24 protein-coding genes are annotated in these 23,189 nt (G+C 66.3%); 18 read left to right on the top strand and 6 right to left on the bottom strand.

Annotated features, from left to right (window positions below; all coding sequences use genetic code 11):
• The first annotated feature begins 15 nt into the window (after positions 1 to 15).
• Genes KVT32_RS24715 through KVT32_RS24700 form a run of 4 tightly spaced genes read left to right on the top strand, consistent with a single transcriptional unit; the run spans position 16 to position 4,023 of the window.
• A complete protein-coding gene (locus KVT32_RS24715) occupies positions 16 to 984 on the top strand; it encodes a tripartite tricarboxylate transporter substrate binding protein (protein WP_152384935.1) in 969 nt (322 codons plus the stop codon).
• Between the two features lie 4 nt (positions 985 to 988).
• A complete protein-coding gene (locus KVT32_RS24710) occupies positions 989 to 2,191 on the top strand; it encodes an acyl-CoA dehydrogenase family protein (RefSeq protein WP_175155878.1) in 1,203 nt (400 codons plus the stop codon).
• A 6-nt stretch (positions 2,192 to 2,197) separates the two neighbouring features.
• Positions 2,198 to 3,217, top strand: a complete 1,020-nt coding sequence (locus KVT32_RS24705; RefSeq protein WP_152384933.1) for an acyl-CoA dehydrogenase family protein — start codon at positions 2,198 to 2,200, stop codon at positions 3,215 to 3,217.
• 35 nt (positions 3,218 to 3,252) lie between these two features.
• Positions 3,253 to 4,023, top strand: coding sequence for a spermidine synthase (locus tag KVT32_RS24700; RefSeq protein WP_152384932.1), 771 nt, complete (start codon positions 3,253 to 3,255; stop codon positions 4,021 to 4,023).
• 2 nt (positions 4,024 to 4,025) lie between these two features.
• Here the strand turns inward: KVT32_RS24700 and KVT32_RS24695 are convergent, their stop codons facing one another.
• Entirely contained in the window at positions 4,026 to 4,352 is a 327-nt protein-coding gene (locus KVT32_RS24695; protein WP_152384931.1) for a type II toxin-antitoxin system RelE/ParE family toxin, read from the bottom strand.
• On the bottom strand, positions 4,349 to 4,630 hold the full coding sequence (locus tag KVT32_RS24690; RefSeq protein ID WP_063956328.1) for a type II toxin-antitoxin system Phd/YefM family antitoxin: 282 nt from the start codon (positions 4,628 to 4,630) through the stop codon (positions 4,349 to 4,351). The genes KVT32_RS24695 and KVT32_RS24690 overlap by 4 nt, the downstream gene beginning before the upstream one ends.
• A gap of 228 nt (positions 4,631 to 4,858) precedes the next feature.
• Here KVT32_RS24690 and KVT32_RS24685 point away from each other — a divergent pair, with 228 nt between their 5' ends.
• The 5 genes from KVT32_RS24685 to KVT32_RS24665 all read left to right on the top strand — a co-directional run bounded on the left by KVT32_RS24685 (position 4,859) and on the right by KVT32_RS24665 (position 10,441).
• Complete coding sequence (locus tag KVT32_RS24685; protein ID WP_062839112.1) at positions 4,859 to 5,611, top strand: GntR family transcriptional regulator; 753 nt, start codon at positions 4,859 to 4,861, stop codon at positions 5,609 to 5,611.
• Positions 5,562 to 6,878 carry a malonyl-CoA decarboxylase domain-containing protein gene (locus tag KVT32_RS24680; RefSeq protein WP_175155877.1) on the top strand — a complete coding sequence of 439 codons (1,317 nt, stop codon included), beginning with the start codon at positions 5,562 to 5,564 and terminating at the stop codon, positions 6,876 to 6,878. The genes KVT32_RS24685 and KVT32_RS24680 overlap by 50 nt, the downstream gene beginning before the upstream one ends.
• Positions 6,879 to 6,932: 54 nt before the next feature.
• Positions 6,933 to 7,748, top strand: coding sequence for an enoyl-CoA hydratase/isomerase family protein (locus tag KVT32_RS24675; RefSeq protein WP_217618966.1), 816 nt, complete (start codon positions 6,933 to 6,935; stop codon positions 7,746 to 7,748).
• Between the two features lie 4 nt (positions 7,749 to 7,752).
• Positions 7,753 to 9,294 carry a malonyl-CoA synthase gene (locus KVT32_RS24670; RefSeq protein WP_175155875.1) on the top strand — a complete coding sequence of 514 codons (1,542 nt, stop codon included), beginning with the start codon at positions 7,753 to 7,755 and terminating at the stop codon, positions 9,292 to 9,294.
• A gap of 175 nt (positions 9,295 to 9,469) precedes the next feature.
• Entirely contained in the window at positions 9,470 to 10,441 is a 972-nt protein-coding gene (locus KVT32_RS24665; RefSeq protein ID WP_217618965.1) for a tripartite tricarboxylate transporter substrate binding protein, read from the top strand.
• A gap of 4 nt (positions 10,442 to 10,445) precedes the next feature.
• Here KVT32_RS24665 and KVT32_RS24660 read toward each other — a convergent pair whose 3' ends face one another.
• A complete protein-coding gene (locus KVT32_RS24660) occupies positions 10,446 to 11,402 on the bottom strand; it encodes an aldo/keto reductase (protein ID WP_152384928.1) in 957 nt (318 codons plus the stop codon).
• 280 nt (positions 11,403 to 11,682) lie between these two features.
• On the opposite strand from KVT32_RS24660, the gene KVT32_RS24655 reads away from it, so the two are divergent.
• The 4 genes from KVT32_RS24655 to KVT32_RS24640 all read left to right on the top strand — a co-directional run bounded on the left by KVT32_RS24655 (position 11,683) and on the right by KVT32_RS24640 (position 15,140).
• Entirely contained in the window at positions 11,683 to 12,654 is a 972-nt protein-coding gene (locus KVT32_RS24655; protein ID WP_056323846.1) for an ABC transporter substrate-binding protein, read from the top strand.
• Positions 12,655 to 12,977: 323 nt separating this feature from the next.
• Positions 12,978 to 13,868, top strand: a complete 891-nt coding sequence (locus KVT32_RS24650; RefSeq protein ID WP_056323849.1) for an ABC transporter permease — start codon at positions 12,978 to 12,980, stop codon at positions 13,866 to 13,868.
• A 1-nt stretch (position 13,869) separates the two neighbouring features.
• Positions 13,870 to 14,664: an ABC transporter ATP-binding protein gene (locus KVT32_RS24645; protein WP_056323852.1), complete on the top strand. Its 795-nt coding sequence runs from the start codon at positions 13,870 to 13,872 to the stop codon at positions 14,662 to 14,664.
• 146 nt (positions 14,665 to 14,810) lie between these two features.
• Entirely contained in the window at positions 14,811 to 15,140 is a 330-nt protein-coding gene (locus KVT32_RS24640; RefSeq protein ID WP_217618964.1) for a ribonuclease E inhibitor RraB, read from the top strand.
• 3 nt (positions 15,141 to 15,143) lie between these two features.
• Here the strand turns inward: KVT32_RS24640 and KVT32_RS24635 are convergent, their stop codons facing one another.
• From KVT32_RS24635 to KVT32_RS24625, 3 genes are read right to left on the bottom strand one after another with little or no spacing between them, the layout of a single operon-like run.
• On the bottom strand, positions 15,144 to 16,391 hold the full coding sequence (locus KVT32_RS24635; RefSeq protein WP_217618971.1) for an FAD-binding oxidoreductase: 1,248 nt from the start codon (positions 16,389 to 16,391) through the stop codon (positions 15,144 to 15,146).
• Between the two features lie 8 nt (positions 16,392 to 16,399).
• Entirely contained in the window at positions 16,400 to 18,043 is a 1,644-nt protein-coding gene (locus tag KVT32_RS24630; protein WP_217618963.1) for an NAD(P)/FAD-dependent oxidoreductase, read from the bottom strand.
• Positions 18,043 to 19,554 (bottom strand): polyamine aminopropyltransferase, encoded by a 1,512-nt coding sequence (locus KVT32_RS24625; RefSeq protein ID WP_056323860.1) that lies wholly within the window; start codon positions 19,552 to 19,554, stop codon positions 18,043 to 18,045. The genes KVT32_RS24630 and KVT32_RS24625 overlap by 1 nt, the downstream gene beginning before the upstream one ends.
• Before the next feature lie 89 nt (positions 19,555 to 19,643).
• On the opposite strand from KVT32_RS24625, the gene KVT32_RS24620 reads away from it, so the two are divergent.
• From KVT32_RS24620 to speD, 5 genes are read left to right on the top strand one after another with little or no spacing between them, the layout of a single operon-like run.
• Positions 19,644 to 20,030 carry a DUF350 domain-containing protein gene (locus KVT32_RS24620; protein WP_152385545.1) on the top strand — a complete coding sequence of 129 codons (387 nt, stop codon included), beginning with the start codon at positions 19,644 to 19,646 and terminating at the stop codon, positions 20,028 to 20,030.
• 39 nt (positions 20,031 to 20,069) lie between these two features.
• Positions 20,070 to 21,113: an SPFH domain-containing protein gene (locus KVT32_RS24615; RefSeq protein WP_056323867.1), complete on the top strand. Its 1,044-nt coding sequence runs from the start codon at positions 20,070 to 20,072 to the stop codon at positions 21,111 to 21,113.
• Positions 21,114 to 21,119: 6 nt separating this feature from the next.
• Positions 21,120 to 22,595, top strand: coding sequence for a DUF4178 domain-containing protein (locus KVT32_RS24610; RefSeq protein ID WP_152384924.1), 1,476 nt, complete (start codon positions 21,120 to 21,122; stop codon positions 22,593 to 22,595).
• Positions 22,596 to 22,760, top strand: coding sequence for a hypothetical protein (locus KVT32_RS24605; RefSeq protein ID WP_172802197.1), 165 nt, complete (start codon positions 22,596 to 22,598; stop codon positions 22,758 to 22,760). It begins immediately after the preceding gene.
• Positions 22,757 to 23,107 (top strand): adenosylmethionine decarboxylase, encoded by a 351-nt coding sequence (speD, locus tag KVT32_RS24600; protein WP_152384923.1) that lies wholly within the window; start codon positions 22,757 to 22,759, stop codon positions 23,105 to 23,107. The genes KVT32_RS24605 and speD overlap by 4 nt, the downstream gene beginning before the upstream one ends.
• Positions 23,108 to 23,189: the final 82 nt, after the last annotated feature.

Raw genomic sequence — 23,189 nt, 5'->3', positions numbered from 1 at the left:
CAGGAGGAGACAAGCATGATCAAGAAAGCATTGGCCGGCGTCGCACTGGCTTGCATGGGCATCACCGGCGCCGCCCACGCCCAGGACAACTACCCCAGCCGCCCCGTGCGCATCGTGGTGCCGTTCTCGCCTGGCGGCGCGACCGACATCATGAGCCGCCTGCTGGCGGAAAAACTGAGCGGCAGGCTGGGCCAGCCGGTGATCGTGGAGAACAAGCCGGGCGGCGGCACGATGATCGCCTCCGACTATGTCTCGCGCGCAGAACCGGACGGCTACACGTTGCTGATGGCCGCGTCCTCGCTGGGAATCGCGCCCAGCATCTACGCCAAGGTCAACTACGACCCGATCAAGGACTTTGCGCCGATCTCGCAGGTGGCGTCGGTGGTGCACGTGCTGGGCGTTCATCCGTCGGTGCCGGCCAAGAACGTTGGCGAGCTCATCGCCTACCTGAAGGCCAATCCGGGCAAGGTCAGCTACGGCTCGGTCGGCACGGGCAGTTCAACGCACCTGGAGGCCGAGCTTTTCAACAGCATGGCCGGGGTCCAGATGGCGCACATTCCTTACAAGGGCAGCGCGCCGGCGCTTAACGATCTGGTGGCCGGACGCCTGCAGGTGATGTTCGACGCGTGGGCCTCGTCCGGCCCCTTCGTCAAGGACGGCAAGCTGCGCGCCCTGGCGGTTACGACCGCCAAGCCGTCGGCCTCGGTGCCCGAGCTGCCGACGGTGGACGCCTCCGGCCTGCCCGGCTATTCGGCCATGCCGTGGCTGGGCCTGGTGGCGCCGGCGCGCACGCCGCAGCCGGTGATCGACAAGCTCTACCAGAACATCGCGCAGATCCTGCAGCAGCCCGAGGTCAAAAAACAGTTCGTGGATCTGGGGCTGGACATCATCGGCAGCGACCCCAAGGCCTTCGGCGCGTTCATCCAGCAGGATGTGGCGACGTGGGCCAAGGTCGCGCGCGACTCGAACATCCGGCTGGAGTGACCGCATGACGAGGCTGGAAACCGCCGCGCAGGACGGCGCGGCGCAGGAAGACGAAGCGTTCCGGCGCGACCTGCGCCGCTGGCTCGACGCGGCCTACGCCGGCTTTGCGCAGTCGTGGCCCGGGGGCGCCGATCCGCGCAACCTGGACTACCGGCGCGCCTGGGAAGACACGCTGTGCGCAAACGGCTGGTCCGGGCTGGGCTGGCCGCAGGCTTACGGCGGGAAGGCGCTGCCCTTGTCGCGCCAGGCGGTCTTTCATGAAGAGCACGCCCGTTGCGGCGCGCCGCTGGGTGTGAACCTGATCGGCCACGGCATCCTGGCGCCCACCGTGCTGCATTTTGGCACCGAGGCGCAGAAACAGCGCTTTCTGCCTGGCATCCTGACAAATCGCGAGGTGTGGTGCCAGGGCTATTCGGAGCCGGGCGCGGGGTCCGACCTGGCTGCCGTGCGCACGCGGGCGCAGGCCGAGCCGGGCGGCTTTCGCCTGAACGGCCACAAGATCTGGACGTCGTTCGCGGACCGGGCGCAGTGGTGCTTCGTGCTGGCGCGCACCGATCCCGACGCGCCCAGGCACAAGGGGTTGAGCTTCCTGCTGGTGGACATGCGCAGCGCGGGCGTGCGCGTGGAACCCATCCGGCAGATCACGGGCGAGGCCGAATTCTGCGAGGTGTTCTTCGATGACGTCTTTGTGCCGCAGGACGCGCTGCTGGGCGAATTGAACCAGGGCTGGCGAATCGCCATGGCCGCCGCCAGCTTTGAGCGCGGCACGTATTTCATTCCTCGGCTCGTGCGCTTTGCGCAGGAACTGCGGCAGGTGCGCGAGCTGGCCTTGCAGCCCGACGCTCACGGGCGCACGCCCGCCTCGTCGGCGCCGGTGCGCCACCGGTGGGCGCGGCTGGCCGCCGACAGCCATGTGCTGGCGCTCAAGTCACAGCGCGCGCTGGCGGGCGCGATGCGCGGCGATCCCCCTGGACCGGAAGGGTCGTCCACCAAGATCCACTGGAGCGAGGCGCACCAGCGTCTGCTCGAGCTGTCCCTGCAACTGCTGGGCGAAGACGCCAGCCTGGGCGTGGACGCCGCCGATGCGCGCGCCGCGCAACTGACGCACGCTTATCTGTGGTCGCGCGCCGAAACCATCCTGGCCGGCACGTCCGAGATCCAGCGCAACATCATTGCCGAGCAGATGCTCGGCCTGCCCAAGGCCTGACGCCTCATGAATCTGCATCTCAGTGAAGACCAGCGCATGCTGCGCGATGCCGCGCAACGTTTCCTGTCGCAGCGCCATCCCGTGGCCGTGGCGCGCGCCGCAATCGGGCAGGACACGGCGGCGCGCCATGCCCTGTGGCGCGACCTGGCGGAGCAGGGCTGGCCGGCCTTGCTTGCGCCCGATACCCACGGCGGGCTGGGGTTGGGCATGCGCGAGGCCTGGATCGTGGCCGAGGAGGCGGGCCGTCATCTCCTGAGCCTGCCGCTCGTGGCCAACATGGCGTTGCTGCCCACGCTGTGCCACGCACGGGGCGTGCCCGCCGGGTGGACCGGCGGCATGATGGCGGGTGACACCTGGTATGCCGACGCGGCCCTGCGTCCCGACGGGTCGGCCTTCATCGAAGGCGCGTGCGACGACGTGCGCGCACTGGCCGTGCGTAAGACGGGCGCGGCGTCATTGCGCCTGATGCTGCTGTCGCCCGTGCGCGGCGTGGGCGGCCTGGATCCCACGATGCCCGTCGCGGTCGCGGCCAACCCGCACGTCGTGGCCAGCGCGGATATCGAAACCGATCCCGGCACGTGGGAGGTTCTGCGCACGCGCTTGCGCGTGCTGCGCGCTGCCGAAATGCTGGGCGCGGCGTCGGCGGCGCTGGATATCGCCACGGCATATGCCCGCGAACGCCAGCAGTTCGGCCGCGCCATCGGCGCCAATCAGGCAATCAAGCATCGTCTGGCCGAGGACTGGATGGCGCTGGACGACGCGCGGCTTGCGGGGTGGGCAGCCGCGGCCGCGTTGGATACCGGCGCGGCGTCCGCGCCGCGCGATTGCCTGTTCGCGCCGCTGCTGGCCGGGCAGGCCAGCCGGCGCGTCGCGCAAAACGCCATACAGGTCCACGGCGCGCTGGGAGTCACGTGGGAATGCGATGCGCATCTTTACCTAAAGCGCGTGTTGCGGCTGGATGCCAGCCTGGAGGCCGAGGTGCCGGGCCCCGATCTGCTGGAACGCATCTGGGAAGCGGCGGCGTAGCCGAAGAGGCTGGCCGCGGGCCTACAATCGCGCCCATGCACAAATCCAACTTTCCCTCCGAACTCGACCAGCCGACGCTTTCCGAAGTGGACGGCGTGCGCTATCTGCACTTCAACACCGAATGGGTGCAGGGCGCGATGCACATCAAGAATCCGTCTGCGCTGGTGCTGGAGTACACCGCGCAGATGATGGCGTGGCTGCTGTTCCTGGAGCCGCCGAAGGAAGAGGCCATCGGCATGCTGGGCCTGGGCGCAGGCTCGCTGGCGCGCTTTTGCGCCAAGCACACGCGCAGCCCGCTGCTGGCCGTGGAATGGAACCCGCGCGTGACTGCTGCCTGCCACATGTTCTTCCGCCTGCCGGGCGCCAACCGGCTGCAGGTCGAACACACCGACGCCGGCGCCTGGGTAGCCGACCCGCTGAATGCCGGACGCTGCCCCGTGCTGATGGTGGACCTGTACGACGCCGCCGCCGAAGGGCCGGTGCGCGACAGCGTGAAGTTTTACCGCGACTGCCGCCGCGTGCTGGGCGAGGTCGGCATCCTGGCGGTGAACCTTTTTGGCCGGCACGAAAGCTTCGGCAAGAACATCGACAACCTGTCCAAGGCGTTCGATGACCGCATCGTGCTGCTGCCCGAAGTCGAGGCCGGCAATCAGATCGTTTTGGCTTTTTCCGGCCCCAGCCTGGCGATCACGCCCGCTGACTTGCTGGCCCGCGCCGAGGTGGTGGAAGGCAAGTACGGGCTACCCGCTCGCCGCTGGGCGCGCTCGCTGACGCGGCATGCGGTGGACGGCGTTTTGCATTTTTGAAGTCAGGGATGCAGCGTCCTGAGTGGCCGGCGGGCAAGTTTGATCTTCAAGTCCTGTCGGCTATCGCAGATAAGGTGGATATACACCTTGTCCGCGACAACTTCATAAATTACCCGGTTCTTGACCGCGATAATTTGCAGGAAATGTGTTGCGGGCAGCTCCGGGAGGGAGTGTCCGGCGTGCGGGAATTGTTCGAGATTCAGAATGGCATTTTTGATCCGGGCGTATGAGTCGAGCCAGACCTGCTGAGAAAAGTTTTTTCTGATATAGCGGCGGATCTCGTAAAGATCTTCTGCGGCCGTCTTCAGAAAAACCACCGTTCGGTTCATTCCGAATCATCCCGATCCATCGCTTCAATCTGCGCAAATACGTCCGTGGCCGGAATGACGCGTCCTTCTTCGATGTCTTTTCGGCCGCCCGCCAGCAGTTGCAGGAGGGCCATGGCTTGCTCCTGCTCCTCGAAGCTGCGTACATCCATGACGACGAGTTTGGCCTCTCCGTTCTGCGTGATGAGCATGGGCTCACGAGTTTCGGTCAGCGTGGTCACGATCTCCGCAGTGTGACTTTTGAGGTACGAGATAGGCTTCACTTGAGTGGAGTATTTCATGAGTTGCACTCCGAAATCGTAGACGCGATCGGACTGATTGTAGGCTTAATTCAGTCCTATTTCGGTTCGGTTGCGGTGTTCCGTGGTGGCGTGGCAGCTTTTACCTTCCGAGTCGCGCTTTGTTAGGGAAGGTCCCGAGTCTCCCGGGGGTTTACCTTTCTTCGATCCCGGGTCTATCATCGGCTTATTCATAATTATGAATTACGGCGTTTCCCGCGCCGCCTGCCCATGAACCATCCCATCGTCCGGCAAGCCTTGTATCTGGAAGTCGCGGACCGCCTGCGCGGCATGATCCACGCGCGGTCACTGCGCAACGGAGAGTGGATCGACGAATTGCGGCTGGCCGGCGAAATGGGCATTTCGCGCACGCCGCTGCGCGAGGCGCTGAAAGTGCTGGCAACGGAAGGGCTGGTTCGGCTGGAGCCGCGCCGCGGCTGCTTCGTGAACGAGCTGTCGGCGCAAGATCTGGAAGACATCTTCCCGCTGATGGCGATGCTGGAAGGGCGCTGCGCCTTCGAGGCCGCGCGCAAGGCCACCGATGCCCAACTGGCCGAGCTGGAACCGCTGCACGCCGCGCTGGCCGGTCATGCCAAGGCCGGCCGCATCGACGCCTACTACAAGACCAATTACCTCATTCACGAAGCCGTCCAGGCACTGGCCGGCAACCAATGGCTGTCCGACATGGTCGGCAACCTGCGCAAGGTCCTGAGCCTGTCGCGCCATCGCAGCCTGTCCCGGCCCGGCCGCATCGACCAGTCCTGCGCCGAACACCTGGCCATTTTCGAGGCCCTGAAGGCCCACGATTCCGACGCCGCGCAGGCGCTGGCGCACACCCATTTGATGCGTCAGCTTGAAGCGCTGCGCGTTCTCAGCAACGAAGACGCCGCCGATGCGGCGCCGTCCGATCCCATCGTCATCGAGGAGCCCGCCCATGTCCGCACCCGCCAATCTCGCGCCCGCGCGCGGCGCACGCACGCCTGAGCCCGAGGCCGATGTCGTCGACGCCGCCGCCGCGGCCGAAAGCGCCAGCCTGATCACCCGGCTGGGCCGGCTGTGGGATCGCGGCCGCCTGCCCAGCGAGTCGGAAGTCCGCCGCCTGTTCGAGGCGCGTCTGACCGACGTCGCCGCCAACAAGCTGGCGCGCCGCTGGTGCGAGCAGTACTCGGCGGCCGACGGCAAGGACCGCCGCCTGATGCTGGCCGCGCTGGCGCAGATCCGCGCCACTTACGCGGGTGAGGGCGGCGAAGGCGTGCGGCTCTTCAAACGATTCAACGCCCAGCCGCAGGGCCTGCGCTTCCTGGTTGAATTGCGCGCCGACATGCTGCGCTGGCGCAAGCAGGTGGCGGGCATCCAGTCGCTGGACAAGGAACTAGAGGGCCTCTTGTCGGCCTGGTTCGACGTGGGTCTGCTGGAACTGCGCCCGCTGACCTGGGACTCTCCCGCATCGCTGCTGGAAAAGCTGATCCTTTACGAGGCCGTCCACGAGATCAAGTCCTGGGACGACCTGCGCCACCGCGTCGCGCCCGATCGCCGTTGTTACGCCTATTTCCATCCGCAGATGCCGGGCGTGCCGCTGATCTTCGTGGAAGTGGCCTTTGCCAGCCAGATGGCCGACAACGTGCAGGTGCTGCTGGACAGCACGCTGCCGCCGCAGGACCTGGACAAGGCGCGCTGGGCGATCTTCTATTCGATTTCGAATACGCAGCCCGGCCTGAAAGGCATCAGTTTCGGCAACTTCCTGCTCAAGCGGGTGGTCGAGCAGCTGCTGGAAGAGCTGCCCAAGCTGAAGGCCTTTGCCACGCTGTCGCCCATTCCGGGCTTCACCGACTGGCTGGGCAAGCAGGACGCCCAGGCGGTCGAGGCCATCGTGCGCGAAGACAAGACCCGCGCCAAGGACCGCAACCGTGAGGGCGTGCCGGACGGTCAGCGTTGGGTGGCGCGGCTGGCCAAGGCCGCGCAGGGCAAGGCGCCCGACGTCGTCAAGCGCGCAGGATTCCGGCTTGCGGCGTGCTATCTGCAATCCATGAAGAACGGCCTGCCGGTAGACCCGGTGGCGCGTTTTCACCTGGGCAACGGCGCGCGCATCGAGCGGTTGAACTGGGCGGCGGATACGTCTCCCAAGGGCCTGAAGCAATCGTGCGCCATGATGGTCAATTATTTGTATGACCTGGACGAACTGGACACCAACCTTCAGCGCCTGAACGACGGCAAGCCCCAGATCAGCCGCGGCGTGGGGCGCGTGGCCTGACCGCCGGAAACACGGCGGCGGATTCCATCAACAACAACAACGAGGGCAGGGGACATGACGGAGAACGTGGCTGGCCATGGCCAAGGCCAAGGCCAAGGCCGTGTGCGGCTTGAGCGCGAAGGGCGTCTGGCCTGGGTGACGCTGTCGCATCCGGGACGCCTGAACGCGATCACGGTCGGCATGTGGCGCGAACTGCGCGACGTCTTTACGCGCATCGCGCAGGACGATACCGTGCGCTGCGTGATCGTGCGCGGCGAGGGCGGCAATTTCGCGGCCGGCGCCGACATCCGCGAGTTTCCGGCCGAGCGCGCCGATCTGGCCGGCGTGCAGCGCTATCACCGCGAGATCCTGGCCCCCGCCTTGCAGGCCGTGGCGCAATGCCCGCAACCCGTGATCGCCCAGATCGAAGGCGTGTGCGTGGGCGGCGGTCTGGAAATCGCCTGCCAATGCGACCTGCGCATCGCCGGCGCATCGGCCCGCTTCGGCGTGCCAATCAACCGCTTGGGCTTTCCGATGGCCCCGGACGAAATGCGCGGCCTGCTGGCATTGGCCGGCCGGGCGGCGACGCTGGCCATCCTGCTGGAAGGCCGTGTGTTCGGCGCCGACGAGGCGCGCGGCCTGGGCCTGTTGACCCGCATCGTCGACGATGGCGAGGTCGCGGTAGCGGCCCGTCGCAGCGCCGACCGCATCGCCCAGGGCGCGCCGCTGGCCGCCCGCATCAATAAGCGCTTGTCCGCCAGGCTCGCCACGGGCGCGGCCTTGACCGAAGACGAGTACCAGGATTATTTCTCCTATGCCGAAAGCCGGGACCACAGAGAAGGCGTGCGTGCCTTCCTGGCCGGCGAAGACCCTTCCTTTTCCGGAGACTAGACAGGTGAGCAACGCCAACCTATACGCTGTCCTGCAAGGCGGCTTTCCCAAAGACCGCAGCAAAGTCGCGCTGGAAACGCCCGACCTCCAATACACCTGGGACGACATCGAACGCGCGACCGCGTGCCTGGCGAACCTGCTGCAATCGCTGAACCTGCCCGACGGCGCGCGTGTGGCCGTACAGGTCGAGAAGTCGCCCGAGGCGCTGCTGTTGTACCTGGCCACGCTGCGCGCGGGCCTGGTGTACCTGCCGCTGAACACCGCCTACCGCGAATCCGAGATCGAATACTTCCTGGGCAACGCCGAGCCGTCCGTCGTCGTGTGCGCCAGCAAGAACCTGGACTGGGTCAAGCGCGCCGCCGACAAGGCTGGCTGCCCGCACGTCTTCACGCTGGACGAGGACCGCACCGGCACGCTGCTGGAGGCCGCCGGCAGCCTGCCGCAAACCTTCAAGACGGTTCAACGCAAGCCGGACGACCTGGCCGCGATCCTGTACACCTCGGGCACCACGGGCCGCAGCAAGGGCGCGATGCTCTCGCACGGCAACCTGGCGGCCAATGCGCGCACCCTGCATGAATACTGGGGCTGGCGCGAGGACGACGTGCTGCTGCACATGCTGCCGATCTTCCATGTGCACGGCTTGTTCGTGGCCTCGCATGGCGCGCTGCTGGCGGGCGCCCGGATGATCTGGCTGCCCAAGCTGGACGCCGACCAGGCGCTGCATTACCTGCCGCAGAGCACCGTGATGATGGGCGTGCCGACGTACTACGTGCGCCTGTTGGCCGATCCGCGGTTCAACCGCGACGTGTGCGCCAACATGCGCCTCTTTATCTCGGGCTCGGCGCCGCTGCTGGCCGAGACGTTCTCGGACTTCAAGGAACGCAGCGGCCACCCCATTCTTGAGCGCTACGGCATGAGCGAGACCGTCATGCTGACGTCCAATCCCTACGACCCCGCGCTGGGCGAGCGTCTGGCCGGCACCGTCGGGCGCGCCTTGCCCGGCGTGCAGGTCCGCGTGGTCGACGATGCCGGCAAGCCGCTTGCGGCGGGCGAGATCGGCAACGTGCAGGTGCGCGGCCCCAATGTGTTCTCGGGCTACTGGCGCATGCCCGAAAAGACCCGCGAGGAATTCACGGAAGACGGCTGGTTCAAGACGGGCGACGTGGGCCGTTGGGGCGGCGAGTCCGCCGGCCGCGCCGCGCCCGACGACTACCTGTCGATCGTCGGCCGCAGCAAGGACCTCATCATCTCGGGCGGCTACAACGTGTACCCCAAGGAGATCGAGACGCTGATCGACGACATGCCGGGCGTGTCGGAATCCGCCGTGATCGGCGTGCCGCATCCCGACTTCGGCGAGGCTGTGGTGGCGGTGGTGGTGCCCAAGGACGGCGCGTCGCTGGACGCCTCGGCGATGCAGGCGGAATTGAAATCGCGCATTGCCAACTTCAAGGTGCCCAAGCGCGTGCATATCATCGACCAGCTGCCTCGCAACACCATGGGCAAGGTGCAGAAGAACGTGCTGCGCGACACCTACAAGGCGCTATAACCCCACCTCGTGCCGGTCCCCCGCGGGACCGGCATTTTTTTACCGCATCCAAGGAGACGCATCCCCATCCAATGCCCCGAGAAGACCTGCCCTCAGCATTCAGAAGAAAAAGATATTCCAGCGACGAGACGCCAAAAAACAGGCGCCGTCCCCCGATGCAGCAAGAGGAGACAAAATGAACTATCGCACCACCGCCGCGGCCGTGTTTGCCGTGGCAGCCCTGGGTTTTGGCGGCGTTGCCGCCGCGCAATGGCCCGAACGCCCCATCACGCTGATCGTTCCGTTCCCCGCCGGTGGCGGCACGGACACGTTCGCCCGTCCGCTGGCCGCGCAGCTCACGACGCAGCTCGGCCAGACGGTGGTCATCGACAACAAGGGCGGCGCGGGTGGCACCGTGGGCGCCGGCGTTGCCGCCAAGGCCAAGCCCGACGGCTACACGTTCTTCATGGGCGGGGCGCACCATGCGTTGGCGCCGTCCCTGTACAAGAGCCTGAGCTACAACATCCAGAAGGACTTCGTGCCGGTCGCCCTGGTGGCGCAGCCGCCGCAGGTCGTCGTCATCAATGCCGGCAAGTTGCCGGTCAAGACCTTGCAGGAGTTCATCGACTACGCCAAGAAGCGTCCGGGCGATATCAACTTCGGCACCGCGGGCAAGGGCAGCACGCACCACCTGGCCGGCGAGCTGTTCGCCATGCAGACCGGGGTCAAGCTGGTGGACGTGCCGTACCAGGGGGCGGGCCCGATGCTGTCGGCGCTGATCGGCGGGCAGGTGGATCTGGCTTTCGACGGACTGGGCTCGTCCGCCGGACACATCCGCGCCGGCGCGATCAAGCCGCTGGCGGTGGCCGCCACGGAGCGTTCGCCGTCGCTGCCTGACGTGCCGACTGCCGCCGAGGCCGGCGTGCCGAACTACGTCGTGTCGACCTGGTACGCGATCTGGGCGCCCGCCGGCACGCCCAAGGAGGCCACGGAAAGGATGGCCGCCGAGATCACCAAGGCGCTGAACACGCCCAAGCTGAAGGAAACCTGGGCGGGCAATGGCACCGGCGTGCCCACGCTGACCGGCGCCGAGTTCGGCAAGTTCGTCGACAGCGAAGTCCAGCGCTGGGCCAAGGTCGTCAAGGACTCCGGCGTCACGCTGGACTAGCGCCTTACCGCCAATCGCTGGCCTGGCTGAGCCGGGCCAGCTGGTCGTGCGTCAGCGTCAGGCTGGCGGCCTTGACCAGTTCGTCCAGCTGGGCGAGCGAGGTGGCGCTGACAATGGGCGCGGTGATACCGGGCTGCGCGATCTGCCAGGCCAGCGCGGCCTGCGCGGGCGTGCAGCCGGCGTCCTCGGACACCTCGTCCAGCGCCTTCAGGATGCGGTAGCCGCGGTCGTTCAGGTAGGTCTCGACGATCTTCTTGCCGCGCGCGCTCTTGCCCGCATCGCCGGGGCTGCGGTATTTGCCGCTAAGAAAGCCGCTGGCCAGCGCGAAATAGTTGATCGTGCCCATCTGCTGCGTCTTCACCAGGCTTTGCAGCCCGGATTCGAAGGGTTCGCGCGTGTACAGGTTGTACTCGGGCTGGATGCTTTCATAGCGCGGCAGGCTGTGCCGCTCGCTGGCGATCAGCGCTTCGGACAGCCGCACCGCCGTGTAGTTGGACGCGCCGATCGAACGCACCTTGCCGGCCTCGATCTGCTTGGCGTATTCGCCCAGGGTGTCGGTCAGCGGCGTGTCCGGGTCATCCTGGTGGGATTGGTACAGGTCCACGTAGTCGGTCTGCAGGCGCGCCAGCGACGCCTCCAGCGAGCGCCGGATGTAGGCGGGCGACAGCCCCTTCTGGCCAGGCCCCATTTCCATCCCAACCTTGGTGGCGATCAGGACCTGATCGCGCTTGCCCGTTCGCTTGAGCCACTTGCCGATCAGGGTTTCGGACTCGCCGCCCTGGTTGCCCGGCACCCAGCGCGAATACATGTCCGCCGTGTCGATGAAGTTCAGGCCGGCGTCCAGCAACGCGTCCAGCAGCGAAAAGGTGCCGGCCTCGTCGACGGTCCAGCCGAAGACGTTGCCGCCGAATGTGAGCGGGGGAACCTGCAGGCCGGATCGGCCCAATGCGCGTTTGATCATGGCTGGCCTCGGGATGCCGTCGCCGGGCGCGCGGAACGGGATGAACGGCGTTCGCCCGGCGGTGGTCAGTATATTCACGCCGCTGCCCCGTGGCGGGACATGCCGTTATGGATGCACCATTACAGGGATTCCCCCCAACTCCATTTGGTGGGCGGCACGTTAGACTATACGGCTTTATGGCTGGCCGAACGGGTGGCAAACCCGGGTGGCAAATCCCGCGGCGGCCATGAAGACACCGGCAACTTCAACAAGCAATACCACGGGTTCAAGGAGCAAACATATGCTGATCGGAAAACACCATTTTCTGACGGTTGGCGCGATGGCGCTGGCAATGGCTATCGCCGCGCCGGCCGCCGCGCAGCAAAAGTCTGTCGCGGTGACCGCCATCGTCGAGCATCCGGCGCTGGACGCCGTGCGTGACGGGGTGCAGGACGCCCTCAAGCAAGCCGGCTACGAGCCGGGCAAGAACCTGAAGTGGCAGTATCAAAGCGCGCAGGGCAACAACGGCACCGCCGCCCAGATCGCCCGCAAGTTCGTCGGCGACCGCCCGGACGCCATCGTCGCGATCGCCACGCCGTCGGCGCAGGCTGTCGTGGCCGCCACCAAGGACGTGCCGGTGGTGTATTCCGCCGTGACCGATCCGGTCGCCGCGCAACTCGTGTCCAGCATGGACGCCTCGGGCACCAACGTGACCGGCGTGTCGGATCTGCTGGCCCTGGACAAGCAAGTCGAACTCATCAAGAAGATCCTGCCCAACGCCAAGCGCGTGGGCATCGTCTACAACCCGGGCGAGGCCAACTCGGTCGTGGTCGTCAAGAAGCTCCAGGAAATCCTGCCCAAGTCCGGCATGAGCCTGGTCGAAGCCGCCGCCCCGCGCTCGGTGGACGTGGCTTCGGCGGCTCGCAGCCTGATCGGCAAGGTCGACGTCATCTACACCAACACCGACAACAACGTCGTGTCGGCGTATGAATCGCTGGTCAAGGTGGGCAACGACGCCAAGATCCCGCTGATCGCGTCGGACACCGACAGCGTCAAGCGCGGCGGCATTGCCGCCCTGGGCATCAACTACCGCGATCTGGGCGTCCAGACCGGCAAGATCGTCGTGCGCATCCTGAAGGGCGAGAAGCCCGGCGCGATTCCGTCTGAAACCAGCTCCAAGCTTGAGCTCTACGTGAATCCGGGCGCGGCCGCCAAGCAGGGCGTGACCCTGTCCGACGCGCTGATCAAGTCGGCCGCGGTGGTCGTGAAATAATACGGCGCGATATCGGCCCCGCCATGCCTATCCGGCGTGCGCGGGGTTTTTCTTGCGTTTTTCGTGGTGTCTGGCTTACCCGATGTTCCATAGGGCGGCAGCGTTCACAAGACGTTCGCGGCCCGGCGTTGTTGCTTCCTTGACAGGTCTCGCACGTCCGCTGGCTCCGCCGGCGGGGAAGACACGTGGGCGGGAAACGAGAGAAAATCCATGCCGGGAAACGTTTATTGCGAAAGCTCGGGTAAAACTGACCCGTGAACGCAAGAAATCGCGCGTTTCACTTCTTTAATATGCTCGTTTCTTATCTTGATTGGATCTGACCCATGTCATTGTTCTCGTTGTTAGGCGCACTGGAGATCGGGCTGATCTTCAGCCTGGTGGCCTTGGGCGTGTTCATCTCCTTTCGCCTGCTGCGCTTCCCCGACCTGACCGTGGACGGCAGCTTTCCGCTGGGCGGCGCAGTCTGTGCGACGCTGATCGCATCGGGCACCGATCCGTTTTCCGCCACCATCATCGCCACCATCGCGGGCGCGGCGGCCGGGCTGGTCACGGGCTGGCTGAACGTCAAGCTCAAGATCATGGATCTCTTGGCCAGCATCCTGATGATGATCGCCCTGTATTCGATCAACCTGCGCATCATGGGCAAGCCCAACGTGCCGCTGATCACCGAACCCACCGTCTTCACGATCCTGCAGCCGGCGTGGATTTCCGACTACGTCGCGCGCCCGCTGATCCTGATCGTGATCGTCATCCTGTGCAAGCTGGCGCTGGACTGGTTCTTCGCCACGCAGACCGGCCTGGCGGTGCGCGCCACCGGCTCGAACGGCCGCATGGCCCGCGCGCAAGGCGTGAACACCGGCCGCATGATCCTGGGCGGCATGGCGCTGTCCAACGCGCTGGTCGCGCTGGCCGGCGCGCTGTTTGCGCAGACGCAGGGCGGATCGGACATCTCGATGGGCATCGGCACCATCGTGATCGGCCTGGCCGCCGTCATCGTCGGCGAAAGCATCCTGCCGTCGCGCAAGCTGGTGCTGGCCACGCTGGCCGTCATCATCGGCGCCATCGTCTACCGCTTCTTCATCGCCCTGGCGCTCAATAGCGATTTCATCGGCCTGAAGGCGCAGGACCTGAACCTCGTTACCGCGGTGCTCGTCACGATCGCCCTGGTCATCCCCATGCTCAAGCGCCGCCTGGTCGGCAAGAAGGGGCGCTGATATGTTGTCCGCAAAAGACCTGAAAATCACCTTCAACGCGGGGACGCCCATCGAGACCCGCGCGCTGCGCGGCCTGACGCTGGAAATCCCGTCGGGCCAGTTCGTGACCGTGATCGGTTCCAACGGCGCGGGCAAGTCCACGTTCCTGAACGCCGTGTCGGGCGACCTGCCAGTCGATTCCGGCCGCATCGACATCAATGGCGTGGACGTGACGCGCCAGCCCGTGTGGGCGCGCGCCGGCAGCGTGGCCCGCGTGTTCCAGGACCCCATGGCGGGCACCTGCGAAGACCTGACCATCGAGGAAAACATGGCGCTGGCGCAGATGCGCGGCGCATCGCGTGGCTACAGCCGCGCCGTGAAGGCCTCGATGAAAGCCGGCTTTCGCGAGCGTCTGGCCACACTGGGGCTGGGCCTGGAAAACCGCCTGACCGACCGCATCGGCCTGTTGTCCGGCGGCCAGCGTCAGGCGGTCAGCCTGTTGATGGCGGCGCTGCAACCGTCGCGCATCCTGCTGCTGGACGAGCACACCGCCGCGCTCGACCCGCGTACCGCGGACTTCGTGCTGCAACTGACGGCGCGCATCGTGGCCGAAAACAAGCTCACCACCATGATGGTCACGCACAGCATGCGCCAGGCGCTGGATGTCGGCGACCGCACGGTCATGCTGCACCAGGGCCAGGTGGTGCTGGACGTGTCCGGCGACGAACGCCGCGGCATGGACGTGCCGGACCTGCTTGCCATGTTCGAGCGGGTGCGGGGCGAGAAGCTGTCGGATGACGCCCTGTTGCTGGGCTGATGGCGAAGAAAGCGCGGTCTGCAAGGACCGCGTTTTTGTTCGCCCCGAATTTCTGCCCGGGATTTTTCCCGGACTGTTGCCCAGCACAGGGCCAGACCTCTGCTACCATCGCCGCCTCTTGAAAAACGATAAGCAGAGCAGCAGCGATGGAAGTCAGCCAGGCGTCGATTGACGGCATGTACAGCAAGATGGCGCAGAACGGTTGGGATACGTTCGGCCGCTTGAAATGGAGCTATTGCTTCATGGCCTCGCAGGAACACGCGCTGGAACTGATCTTCCGCAAGATCGCCGACAGCAAGTACCTGTTGGAAAGCCTCGAACAGGCCGATGACGAAGACGGCGGCTGGACGATGTGCGTGAGCAAGATCGAGATCCTGCCCGAGGACAAGCTTTTCCGGCGCTGCGACGCCTTCAATGACCTGGCCGACGAGTACGGCGCGCTGTTTGACGGCTGGGACGTGGCACAGGTGGCGTAAACGCTAGATGAAGCGGCCGGGCCGGAAGGCCGGATGGCGCGCCGCGGCGCTGCCATCCACCATCTGATCGGCCAGAATCTTCGCGGTGCCCGGCGCGGTGCTGAATCCGATGTGCTGGTGTCCCAGCGCCAGCCACAGGCCCGGATGACGCGGCGCCTCGCCGATCATCGGGCGGCTGTCGGGCAGGGTGGGGCGGCGGCCCAGCCAGGCGGCCGCATCCAGCCGGTCGCCTAACGGAAAGGCCTCGCGCGCGCGCTGTTCGGCCAGCGCAAGCTGATCCGGCCGCGCGGGCGCGTCGCAGGCGTCCAGCTCCACGCCCGTGGACAGGCGCAGCCCGCGCGCCATCGGCGACAGCACGTAGCCGCCGCCCGTGTCGTACACGGGTCGCGTCACGCGCGCGCCGTCGCGGCCGCTGTAGTGCATGTGATAGCCGCGTTCAAACGCCATCGGCAGGTCGATGCCGGTGGTCTTCAAGAGCGCCTTGGACCACGGACCCAGCGCCACCACGAGCCGGCCGGCCGACAGGGATTCGGACGCCGTCGCCCCGTTCACGATCCACGACGCGCCATCGCGGCGGATGCCGCGGGCGTCCAGCCGCCGGAATTGGCCGCCTTCGCGCCGGTAGAGATCTGCGTAGGCGGCCACGACCTCGTGCGGATCGTCGACCGAATACGATCCCTGGATCCACAACGCGCGGTGAAAGATCGGCGACAGCGCGGGCTCGGCTTCGGCCAGTGCCGCGGGGTCCAGTTCCTGCGTGGGCACGTCATACTGCGCGAACGTGCGGCGCGCCAGCGCGCCGGCCTGCCACGCCTGCGCCGAGCGGTACAGGAAGATCCATCCGGTGTCGCGCAGCCGATGGCGCGCGCCGCTTTGGTCCAGCAGCTTCAGGTGCTCGGGCGCGGATAGCCGGATCAGGCCGTCCAGCGCCCGCGCGGTTTCCTGGAAGACGGCCGGCCGCGCGCTCATCAGAAAGCGCGCCGCCCAGCCCAGGTTCGCCGCCAGATACTGCCAGCGGTAGCGGAACTGGACCGTGTCGTTCTTCAAGAGGCGCGGCAGTTGCTTCCACAGCCCCGGATGATTGAAGGGCATCAAGGAGCTGCGGGCCAGCACGCCGGCGTTGCCCAGCGACGTTTCCATGCCCGGTTCCTGGCGGTCGACGAGCAGGACCGTCATGCCGCGCCGGCGCAGTTCCAGCGCGCAGCAGACGCCGACGATGCCCGCGCCCAGCACGATGACGTGATTGCCCATGTCGATTTTCATCCTTGTTCGTGGTGGCCCAGGATACGCCCTGCCGCCTTGACGCCCCACCATGAGGCCTCTTCGAAGACCGAATACCCTGACAGGTCGGCGTGCGCGAACAGCACCGGTCCGTCCACCGCACGCAGGGCAGCCAGGCCCGGATTGGACAGGTAGCCGCAGACCGGCGAGGCCATCGCGTGGCCGCGCACCGTGATCTCAAGCTGGCGGGCGTTGCGCCAGAATTCCTTGCCGTACGCCGCAACCAGATCCGCCGCCGCGATGTCGCGCAGGTCCTGCGGGCTGGCGCGCGTCAGCCAGTCGCGCGCCGCTTGCGGCGTCTGGCCGCTTAGCGCGTGATACGCCGTGAACACGCTGCGCGGCGTGCGCGCCACGCGCAGCAGCTGGTGCGTGGACACGACGTAACCCAGCGCTTGGCCTTCGTAGACGACGTTGTCCCACGACAGGGGCTCGCCGGGGGCTTCGAGCGGGTAGCCGTCCATGACGAAGTTCGACACCATCCAGGCCGCATGCGGCGCGGTGTGCACGGCCGGGTCGTAGCCATACGCCCGCAGGTCGGGCAGCAGGCGCTGCGCGACGAAAAGCGGCATGGCGCACACCGTGCGGCGCGTCTGCACGGCATAGGCGCTGGCGGCGCCGTCCGGCGAGTCCTTCACGCACAGGACGCGCGGGCCGGCGGGCAGTTCGTCGATGCGCATCGCCGTGCCTTGCAGCAGCCAGCCGGTGTGGCCGAGCTGCTTGGTGATGGCGTCGCGCATGCGGTCGGCCAGCACGGCCAGCCCGCCCGGCCACGTCAGCACGGCGCCTTCGCCGGCGTTGGCGGCATGGCCGTCGCGGCTGGCAAAGTAGTGCAGGCCTGCCCACGCCGACACTTCGTCGTGCCGCGCGCCGTAGTCGTCGCGGCAGCAGTAGTTCAGATACCAGTGCAGCGCGGGCGAGGTATAGCCCTCTTGCGTCAGCCACGCCTTGAACGTCAGGCCATCCAGCGCGCGCCAGGCCGGATCGCGCGAGGACAGTTCCAGCGGGATGCAGAACACCTTGCGGCCGTCGTTGCCAACCTGCGTGCGCAGTTGATCGATCAGCGCCAGAAAGCGCCGGTGCTGCGCGGCGTCGGCGTCCGGCACGCCCGTCATGGGCAACAGGCCTTCTTCCCAGCGCCCGTTGCGCAGCAGTCTTTCCTGCGGCGAATGCACGAGAACCGCTTCGTCGTAGTAGGGGCGGGCGTCGCCCGCGCCGTGTTCGAGGATGCCAAAGTCGGCCAGCATCTCGCGCACGTGGGTCGAAGCCAGCGACGGCAGGGGCAGGTAATGCGCGCCAGTTGGGTAGTCCAGGCTGTCGCGCTGGCTTGCCGCGGCATTGCCCGCGAATTCGGGGCCCTGCACCACGACGAAATCGGTGAAGCCCTCGCGCGCCAGCTTCCAGGCGCAGGACAGGCCGGCGACGCCAGCGCCCAGGATGGCGACCTGGTGCTGCCGGGTGCCCGACGGATGCGGCAGGGCCGCCTTGTCGCGCAACGCGTGGCCGGCCTGCATGCCCGGGTAGAGCACGTCCGGCGTCGTCTCAACGACGCGCGATCGCCAGTACCCGACCGAACCTGCGGCGGCGGCCGTGGCAGCGCCCAGAAGGAAGCTGCGCCGGCGCATCAGCGGATGACCTTGCGCCAGTCCTCGTCGAAATAGCGCACGAGCGATTGTTCGTTCAGGCGGTTCGGCGGCATGGCCAGCGCCGGCATGTCGGCGGGAAAATGAAAGAGCTCGCGCACGGTGACGGGGTCCAGGTAGCGCGTGGCCACCGTGATCTTCTCGGGCGGCGCGTAGTCGCGCCGCTTGCTGGCCAGGATGAAGCCCCAGTCGCCGAACGACGGCACGTAGGTGTGATACGGCCAGGTGTTCAGGCCGGCTTCCTTGAGCGTCGCGTCCACGCTCCAGAACGAGCGCGGGGCAAAGTAGGGCGAGGTGGACTGCACGACCATGTAGCCGTTTTCGGCCAGGTGCCGCGCCATCAGGTGGTAGACCGGCACGGAATACAGCCGGCCCAGGCCGAAGTTGGACGGGTCGGGAAAGTCCACCACGATGAAGTCGTACACCTGCGCGTGGGATTCCAGCCAGCGGCCGGCGTCGTCATTGATGACGGTGACGCGCGGGTCCTTGAGCGAACCTTCGTTCAGCTTGACCAGCGGCTCGGAACGCGAAAACAGGTTCGTCATGGCCGGGTCCAGGTCCACCAGCGTGACGTGCTCGACGTGTTTGTACTTGAGGATCTCGCGCACGGCCAGGCCGTCGCCGCCGCCCAGCACCAGCACGTTTCGCGCCCACGGCAGCGCCTGCAGCCCCGGATGCACCAGCGATTCGTGATAGCGGTGTTCGTCGCGCGACGAGAACTGCAGGTTGCCGTTGATGTACAGGCGCAGGTCGTCGTGCCAGCGCGTCACTGCCAGGCGCTGGTACTGCGTGGTCTCCGCATGGATCACGTCGTCGCCGTACAGGCCTTTTTCGGCCCAGGCGGTCATGCTGCCGGAGTAGACGAACCCCAGCCCCAGGATGCCGATCACCACGCCCGCGCGCACGGCCTTTTCGCCGGGCCGGCTGACTTCGGCACGGAACAGCCACGTGGTCCAGAGCGCCACGCTGGCGTTCAGGATGCCAAAGAGAAAGCTGGTGCGCAGCAACCCCAGCTTGGGCGCGAGCAGCAACGGAAACACCAGCGACACCGCCAGCGCGCCCAGATAGTCAAAGGTCAAGACGCGGCTGACGATTTCACGGAATTCCGCCTTGCGCTGGTTGAACACGCGCATCACGAGCGGGATTTCCATGCCCACCATCAACCCGATGATGAAGACGCCCACATACAGGGCCGCGCGAAAGGGCGCGGACAGCCACGCGAACACCAGGAACAGCACCGCGGCCGAGACGCCGCCCAGCAGCGCCACCAGCAGCTCGACGTCGATGAAGCGATTCAGAACGTCTTCGTCTCTTACATATTTTGACAACCACGAACCGATGCCCATGGCGAAGAGATAGCAGCCGATCACCGACGAGAACTGGAGGATCGAATCCCCAAGCAAATAGCTGGCGAGCGCGCTGCTGATGAGCTCGTAGCCCAAGCCGCAGGACGCGACGATCAGTACCGAAAGAATGAGAACGCGGTCGCGCATAGGGTGTCCGAGCCAAAAAATGCGTTCGCAGTATATCGAACGCGACGTATATACTGCGCGCAATTGGGAGGCTGGCAATGGGAGAAGCAATGCATCCGGCGGTGACCTATCTGATCTACATCGTTTCAGCGCTCATCATGCTGGGCGTTTTCACGGCGGTCTACACCGCCGTCACGCACTACAAGGAATTCGACCTCATCCGCGAGGGCAACATTGCCGCCGCCCTGTCCTATGGCGGCGCGCTGGTCGGTTTCAGCCTCACCCTGTGTTCCAGCATCGCGGTCCACGCCAGCTTCTTCATGTTCGTGGTGTGGGGCGTGGCGGCGATGATCGTGCAGATCGTCGTGTACGCCGTCGTGTCCAAGGCCATAAAGGGCATGACCGACGCCATCGCGGAAAACAACATCGCCATGGGCGGCCTGATCGGCGCGATCTCGCTGGCGGCCGGCATCGTCAACGCCGCCTGCCTGACCTGAGCGCGGCGCGCAATCCCCGATCTGACAGGAGGACTTTCCATGAGTCTCGGTTCATTCATTCGCAAGCAGTTCATCGACATCCTGCAATGGAACGAGGATCGCGACGGCGTGCTCGCCTGGCGCCATCCGATGCAGGATTTCGAAATCCAGTACGGCGCCAGCCTGACCGTGCGGGAATCGCAGATGGCGGTGTTCGTCAACGAAGGCAAGGTGGCCGACGTGTTCGGCCCCGGCATGTACAAGCTGACGACGCAGACGCTGCCGATCCTGACCTACCTGAAGAACTGGGACAAGCTGTTCGAGTCGCCCTTCAAGTCGGACGTCATCTTCTTCAGCACGCGCCTGCAACTGGGCCGGCGCTGGGGCACGGCCCAGCCGGTCACGCTGCGCGACAGCGAGTTCGGCATGGTGCGCCTGCGCGCGTTCGGCGTGTATTCGTACCAGATCTCCGATCCCGGCAAGTTCTATCGCGAAATCAGCGGCACGCGCGACGTGTACACGGTGGACGACCTGGAGGCGCAGCTGCGCAACATGGTCGTGGCCGCCATGACGACCGCCCTGGGCAGTTCGAAGGTGCCGTTCCTGGATATCGCCGGCAACCAGGGGCTGATGTCGCAGAGCATTGCCGAGCAGCTGGCGCCCGTGTTCGACCGCTATGGCGTCAAGCTGGACAACTTCACGGTCGAGAACGTGTCGCTGCCCGAAGAACTGCAAAAGGCGCTGGACACCCGGATCTCGATGGGCATGGCTGGCGACCTGGGCAAATTCACGCAGTACCAGACCGCGACGTCGATCCCGCTGGCGGCCCAGAACGAGGGCGGCATCGCGGGCATCGGCGCGGGCCTGGCCGCGGGCGCGGCGCTTGGCCAGACGATGGCGCAGGGCCTGGGCGCGGCGCAAGGCCAGCCGCAGCAACCCCCGCAGCAACCCGCCACGCAGCAGGCGCAGCAGCCGGCCCAACCCGCGCAGGCCGATCCGGTCCAGCGCCTGCAGCAATTGAAAGACCTGCTGGACAAGGGCCTCATCACGGCGGCGGATTACGATTCGGCCAAGGCCGAAGTGCTGAAGAAACTCACCAGTTAAGGCGCCATGCAGCAGGTTCTGTGTCCGCAGTGCGGCGCCCCAGTCAAGTTCACGTCCGCAGCCTCCGTCATGGCGGTCTGCGGCGCCTGCCGCAGCACCTTGCTCAAGGATGCCGAGTCGGTCAAGCGCATCGGCGAGGCGGCGGAGGTCCTGGAGGACTATTCTCCGCTGTGCCTGGGCGCGGCGGGCGCGCACGACGGCAAGCGCTTTGACGTCATCGGCCGCATCCAGATGCGCTTTGACGAGGGCTTCTGGAACGAGTGGTACCTGTGGTTCGAGGACGGCACGGACGGCTGGCTGTCGGACGCATCCGGCCAGTACGCCGTCACGCGGCGGCGCAAGGCCAAGACCGCACAGGAAATGCCGGCGTTCGACAGCATTTCTCCCGGCGACGAATTCAAGCTGGACGGCCAGCGCTTCGTGGCGGCGGACGTGCGCGTGAGCCAGGCCGGCGGCGCCCAGGGCGAGTTGCCTTTCGTGCCGGGTGACGGCTGGCAGGCCAAGGTGGCCGACTACCGGAGCCTGGACGCCTTTCTCACGCTCGACTATTCCGACGGCCCGCAGCCCGAGCTCTACATCGGCAAGGCATTCGACCTGTCCGCCATGCAGGCGGGGTCGCTGCGCACCGCAGAGCAGGTCGAGGAAACGGCGGGGCGCTTTCGCGGCCAGATCAAGGCGTTGGACTGCCCCAACTGCGGCGCGCCGATCTCGTTTGTGGCTGCCATGGCCACGAATGTGGTTTGCCCGTCATGCGCGGCGGCCGTCGATTGTTCCGGTCCCACCGCCGAGGTCATCGAAAAGGCGCGGCGCGTCGAGAAGATCCGCGCCACGCTCCCGCTGGGATCGGTCGCCAAGATGGAAGGCGTGGACTACACGCTGATCGGCCTTATGAAATGCGCCGATCCCGACCCCGAAGAACCGTCCAGCTGGACCGAGTACCTGCTGTTCAACGCCGCCAAGGGGTTTGTGTGGCTGGTGGAGTCGGACGAAGGCTGGGAACGCGTGCAGGTCTGCGACACCTGGCCCAGCCATAACAACGCCTCCAGCGTGCGCTGGCGCAACCGCGAATACAAAAAGCTGTACGACTACACCTCGCGCGTGGAAATGGCGCTGGGCGCCTTCAACTGGCGCGTGAAGGTGGGCGACAGCACGCAGATCACCGATTACAAGGTCGGCACGCTGAAGCTGACCCGAGAACTGGGCGACAAGGAATTGGGCTGGTCGGCGTCGGCGCCGGTGTCGCCGGCGCAGCTGGCGCAGTGGTTCGACCGGCCGGAACTCAACCGCCAGAAGGCCATGCGCATGTCGTCCGGCAAGGCCGCCGGGGGCTACCGCAAGTGGGCCAAGGGCGCGCTGATCGCGATGCTGTTCCTGAACTTCGGCAACATCTTTGACGGCCGCTTCATTCCGGTGCTGATCGGGATGGTGTTTCTCTGGCTTCCGGCCCTCCTGGCCGACACGCTGATGGGCGAGGACGAATAGATGAAAGGCAAGTTGTTGTATGCCATCTACGCGGTGGTGGTCGTGCTGGCCACCACCAGCGCCAGTGCGCCGGGCACGCGCCTGGCCGGCGGCAGCAGTAGCAGCAGCTGGGGCAGCAGCTATTCGGGCGGATCGGGTTGGTCATCGGGCGGATCCCACAAGTGACCGTCCACGCAACACCCGGCCGCCACGTGCTGGCCGACTTTCGCGGCGTGGCGCCCGGTCTGCTGACCGACGCGCAGGCGCTGGAACGCCAGATGACCGCCGCAGCCCACGCGGCCGGCGCGCAAGTGCTGAGCGCGCATTTCCATCATTTCGGGGCAGGGGCGGGGGTCACCGGCGTCATCCTGCTCAGCGAATCCCACATCAGCATCCATTCCTGGCCCGAGCATCGCTTCGCGGCCCTGGACATTTTCATGTGCGGGGCCGCCCGGCCCGAAGACGCGCTCGATTTCCTGCGCGCCGCCCTGGCGCCCGAATCCGTCGACGTCACGACGGTTGCCCGCGGCTAGAAGGCAGCCCGTCAGGCTGGCCTGGATTATTCCTTGATATTTCATAAATGCGGCCTGGGCCAAAATTGACGAGCGTTATATA

The sequence above is a fragment of the Achromobacter sp. GbtcB20 genome (assembly GCF_019091095.1).
GTDB classification, from domain to species: Bacteria; Pseudomonadota; Gammaproteobacteria; order Burkholderiales; family Burkholderiaceae_B; genus Achromobacter; species Achromobacter mucicolens.
Note: the sequence above shows the minus strand (reverse complement) of the source record. Positions and strands in the feature narration are given on the sequence as shown.

What these genes read in the sequence shown, in the direction of transcription:
- KVT32_RS24715 (WP_152384935.1), top strand. Translation starts at nt 16, where the DNA reads ATGATCAAGAAAGCATTGGCCGGCGTCGCACTGGCTTGCATGGGCATC.
- KVT32_RS24710 (WP_175155878.1), top strand. Translation starts at nt 989, where the DNA reads ATGACGAGGCTGGAAACCGCCGCGCAGGACGGCGCGGCGCAGGAAGAC.
- KVT32_RS24705 (WP_152384933.1), top strand. Translation starts at nt 2,198, where the DNA reads ATGAATCTGCATCTCAGTGAAGACCAGCGCATGCTGCGCGATGCCGCG.
- KVT32_RS24700 (WP_152384932.1), top strand. Translation starts at nt 3,253, where the DNA reads ATGCACAAATCCAACTTTCCCTCCGAACTCGACCAGCCGACGCTTTCC.
- KVT32_RS24695 (WP_152384931.1), bottom strand. Translation starts at nt 4,352, where the DNA reads ATGAACCGAACGGTGGTTTTTCTGAAGACGGCCGCAGAAGATCTTTAC.
- KVT32_RS24690 (WP_063956328.1), bottom strand. Translation starts at nt 4,630, where the DNA reads ATGAAATACTCCACTCAAGTGAAGCCTATCTCGTACCTCAAAAGTCAC.
- KVT32_RS24685 (WP_062839112.1), top strand. Translation starts at nt 4,859, where the DNA reads ATGAACCATCCCATCGTCCGGCAAGCCTTGTATCTGGAAGTCGCGGAC.
- KVT32_RS24680 (WP_175155877.1), top strand. Translation starts at nt 5,562, where the DNA reads ATGTCCGCACCCGCCAATCTCGCGCCCGCGCGCGGCGCACGCACGCCT.
- KVT32_RS24675 (WP_217618966.1), top strand. Translation starts at nt 6,933, where the DNA reads ATGACGGAGAACGTGGCTGGCCATGGCCAAGGCCAAGGCCAAGGCCGT.
- KVT32_RS24665 (WP_217618965.1), top strand. Translation starts at nt 9,470, where the DNA reads ATGAACTATCGCACCACCGCCGCGGCCGTGTTTGCCGTGGCAGCCCTG.
- KVT32_RS24660 (WP_152384928.1), bottom strand. Translation starts at nt 11,402, where the DNA reads ATGATCAAACGCGCATTGGGCCGATCCGGCCTGCAGGTTCCCCCGCTC.
- KVT32_RS24655 (WP_056323846.1), top strand. Translation starts at nt 11,683, where the DNA reads ATGCTGATCGGAAAACACCATTTTCTGACGGTTGGCGCGATGGCGCTG.
- KVT32_RS24650 (WP_056323849.1), top strand. Translation starts at nt 12,978, where the DNA reads ATGTCATTGTTCTCGTTGTTAGGCGCACTGGAGATCGGGCTGATCTTC.
- KVT32_RS24645 (WP_056323852.1), top strand. Translation starts at nt 13,870, where the DNA reads ATGTTGTCCGCAAAAGACCTGAAAATCACCTTCAACGCGGGGACGCCC.
- KVT32_RS24640 (WP_217618964.1), top strand. Translation starts at nt 14,811, where the DNA reads ATGGAAGTCAGCCAGGCGTCGATTGACGGCATGTACAGCAAGATGGCG.
- KVT32_RS24635 (WP_217618971.1), bottom strand. Translation starts at nt 16,391, where the DNA reads ATGGGCAATCACGTCATCGTGCTGGGCGCGGGCATCGTCGGCGTCTGC.
- KVT32_RS24630 (WP_217618963.1), bottom strand. Translation starts at nt 18,043, where the DNA reads ATGCGCCGGCGCAGCTTCCTTCTGGGCGCTGCCACGGCCGCCGCCGCA.
- KVT32_RS24625 (WP_056323860.1), bottom strand. Translation starts at nt 19,554, where the DNA reads ATGCGCGACCGCGTTCTCATTCTTTCGGTACTGATCGTCGCGTCCTGC.
- KVT32_RS24620 (WP_152385545.1), top strand. Translation starts at nt 19,644, where the DNA reads ATGCATCCGGCGGTGACCTATCTGATCTACATCGTTTCAGCGCTCATC.
- KVT32_RS24615 (WP_056323867.1), top strand. Translation starts at nt 20,070, where the DNA reads ATGAGTCTCGGTTCATTCATTCGCAAGCAGTTCATCGACATCCTGCAA.
- KVT32_RS24610 (WP_152384924.1), top strand. Translation starts at nt 21,120, where the DNA reads ATGCAGCAGGTTCTGTGTCCGCAGTGCGGCGCCCCAGTCAAGTTCACG.
- KVT32_RS24605 (WP_172802197.1), top strand. Translation starts at nt 22,596, where the DNA reads ATGAAAGGCAAGTTGTTGTATGCCATCTACGCGGTGGTGGTCGTGCTG.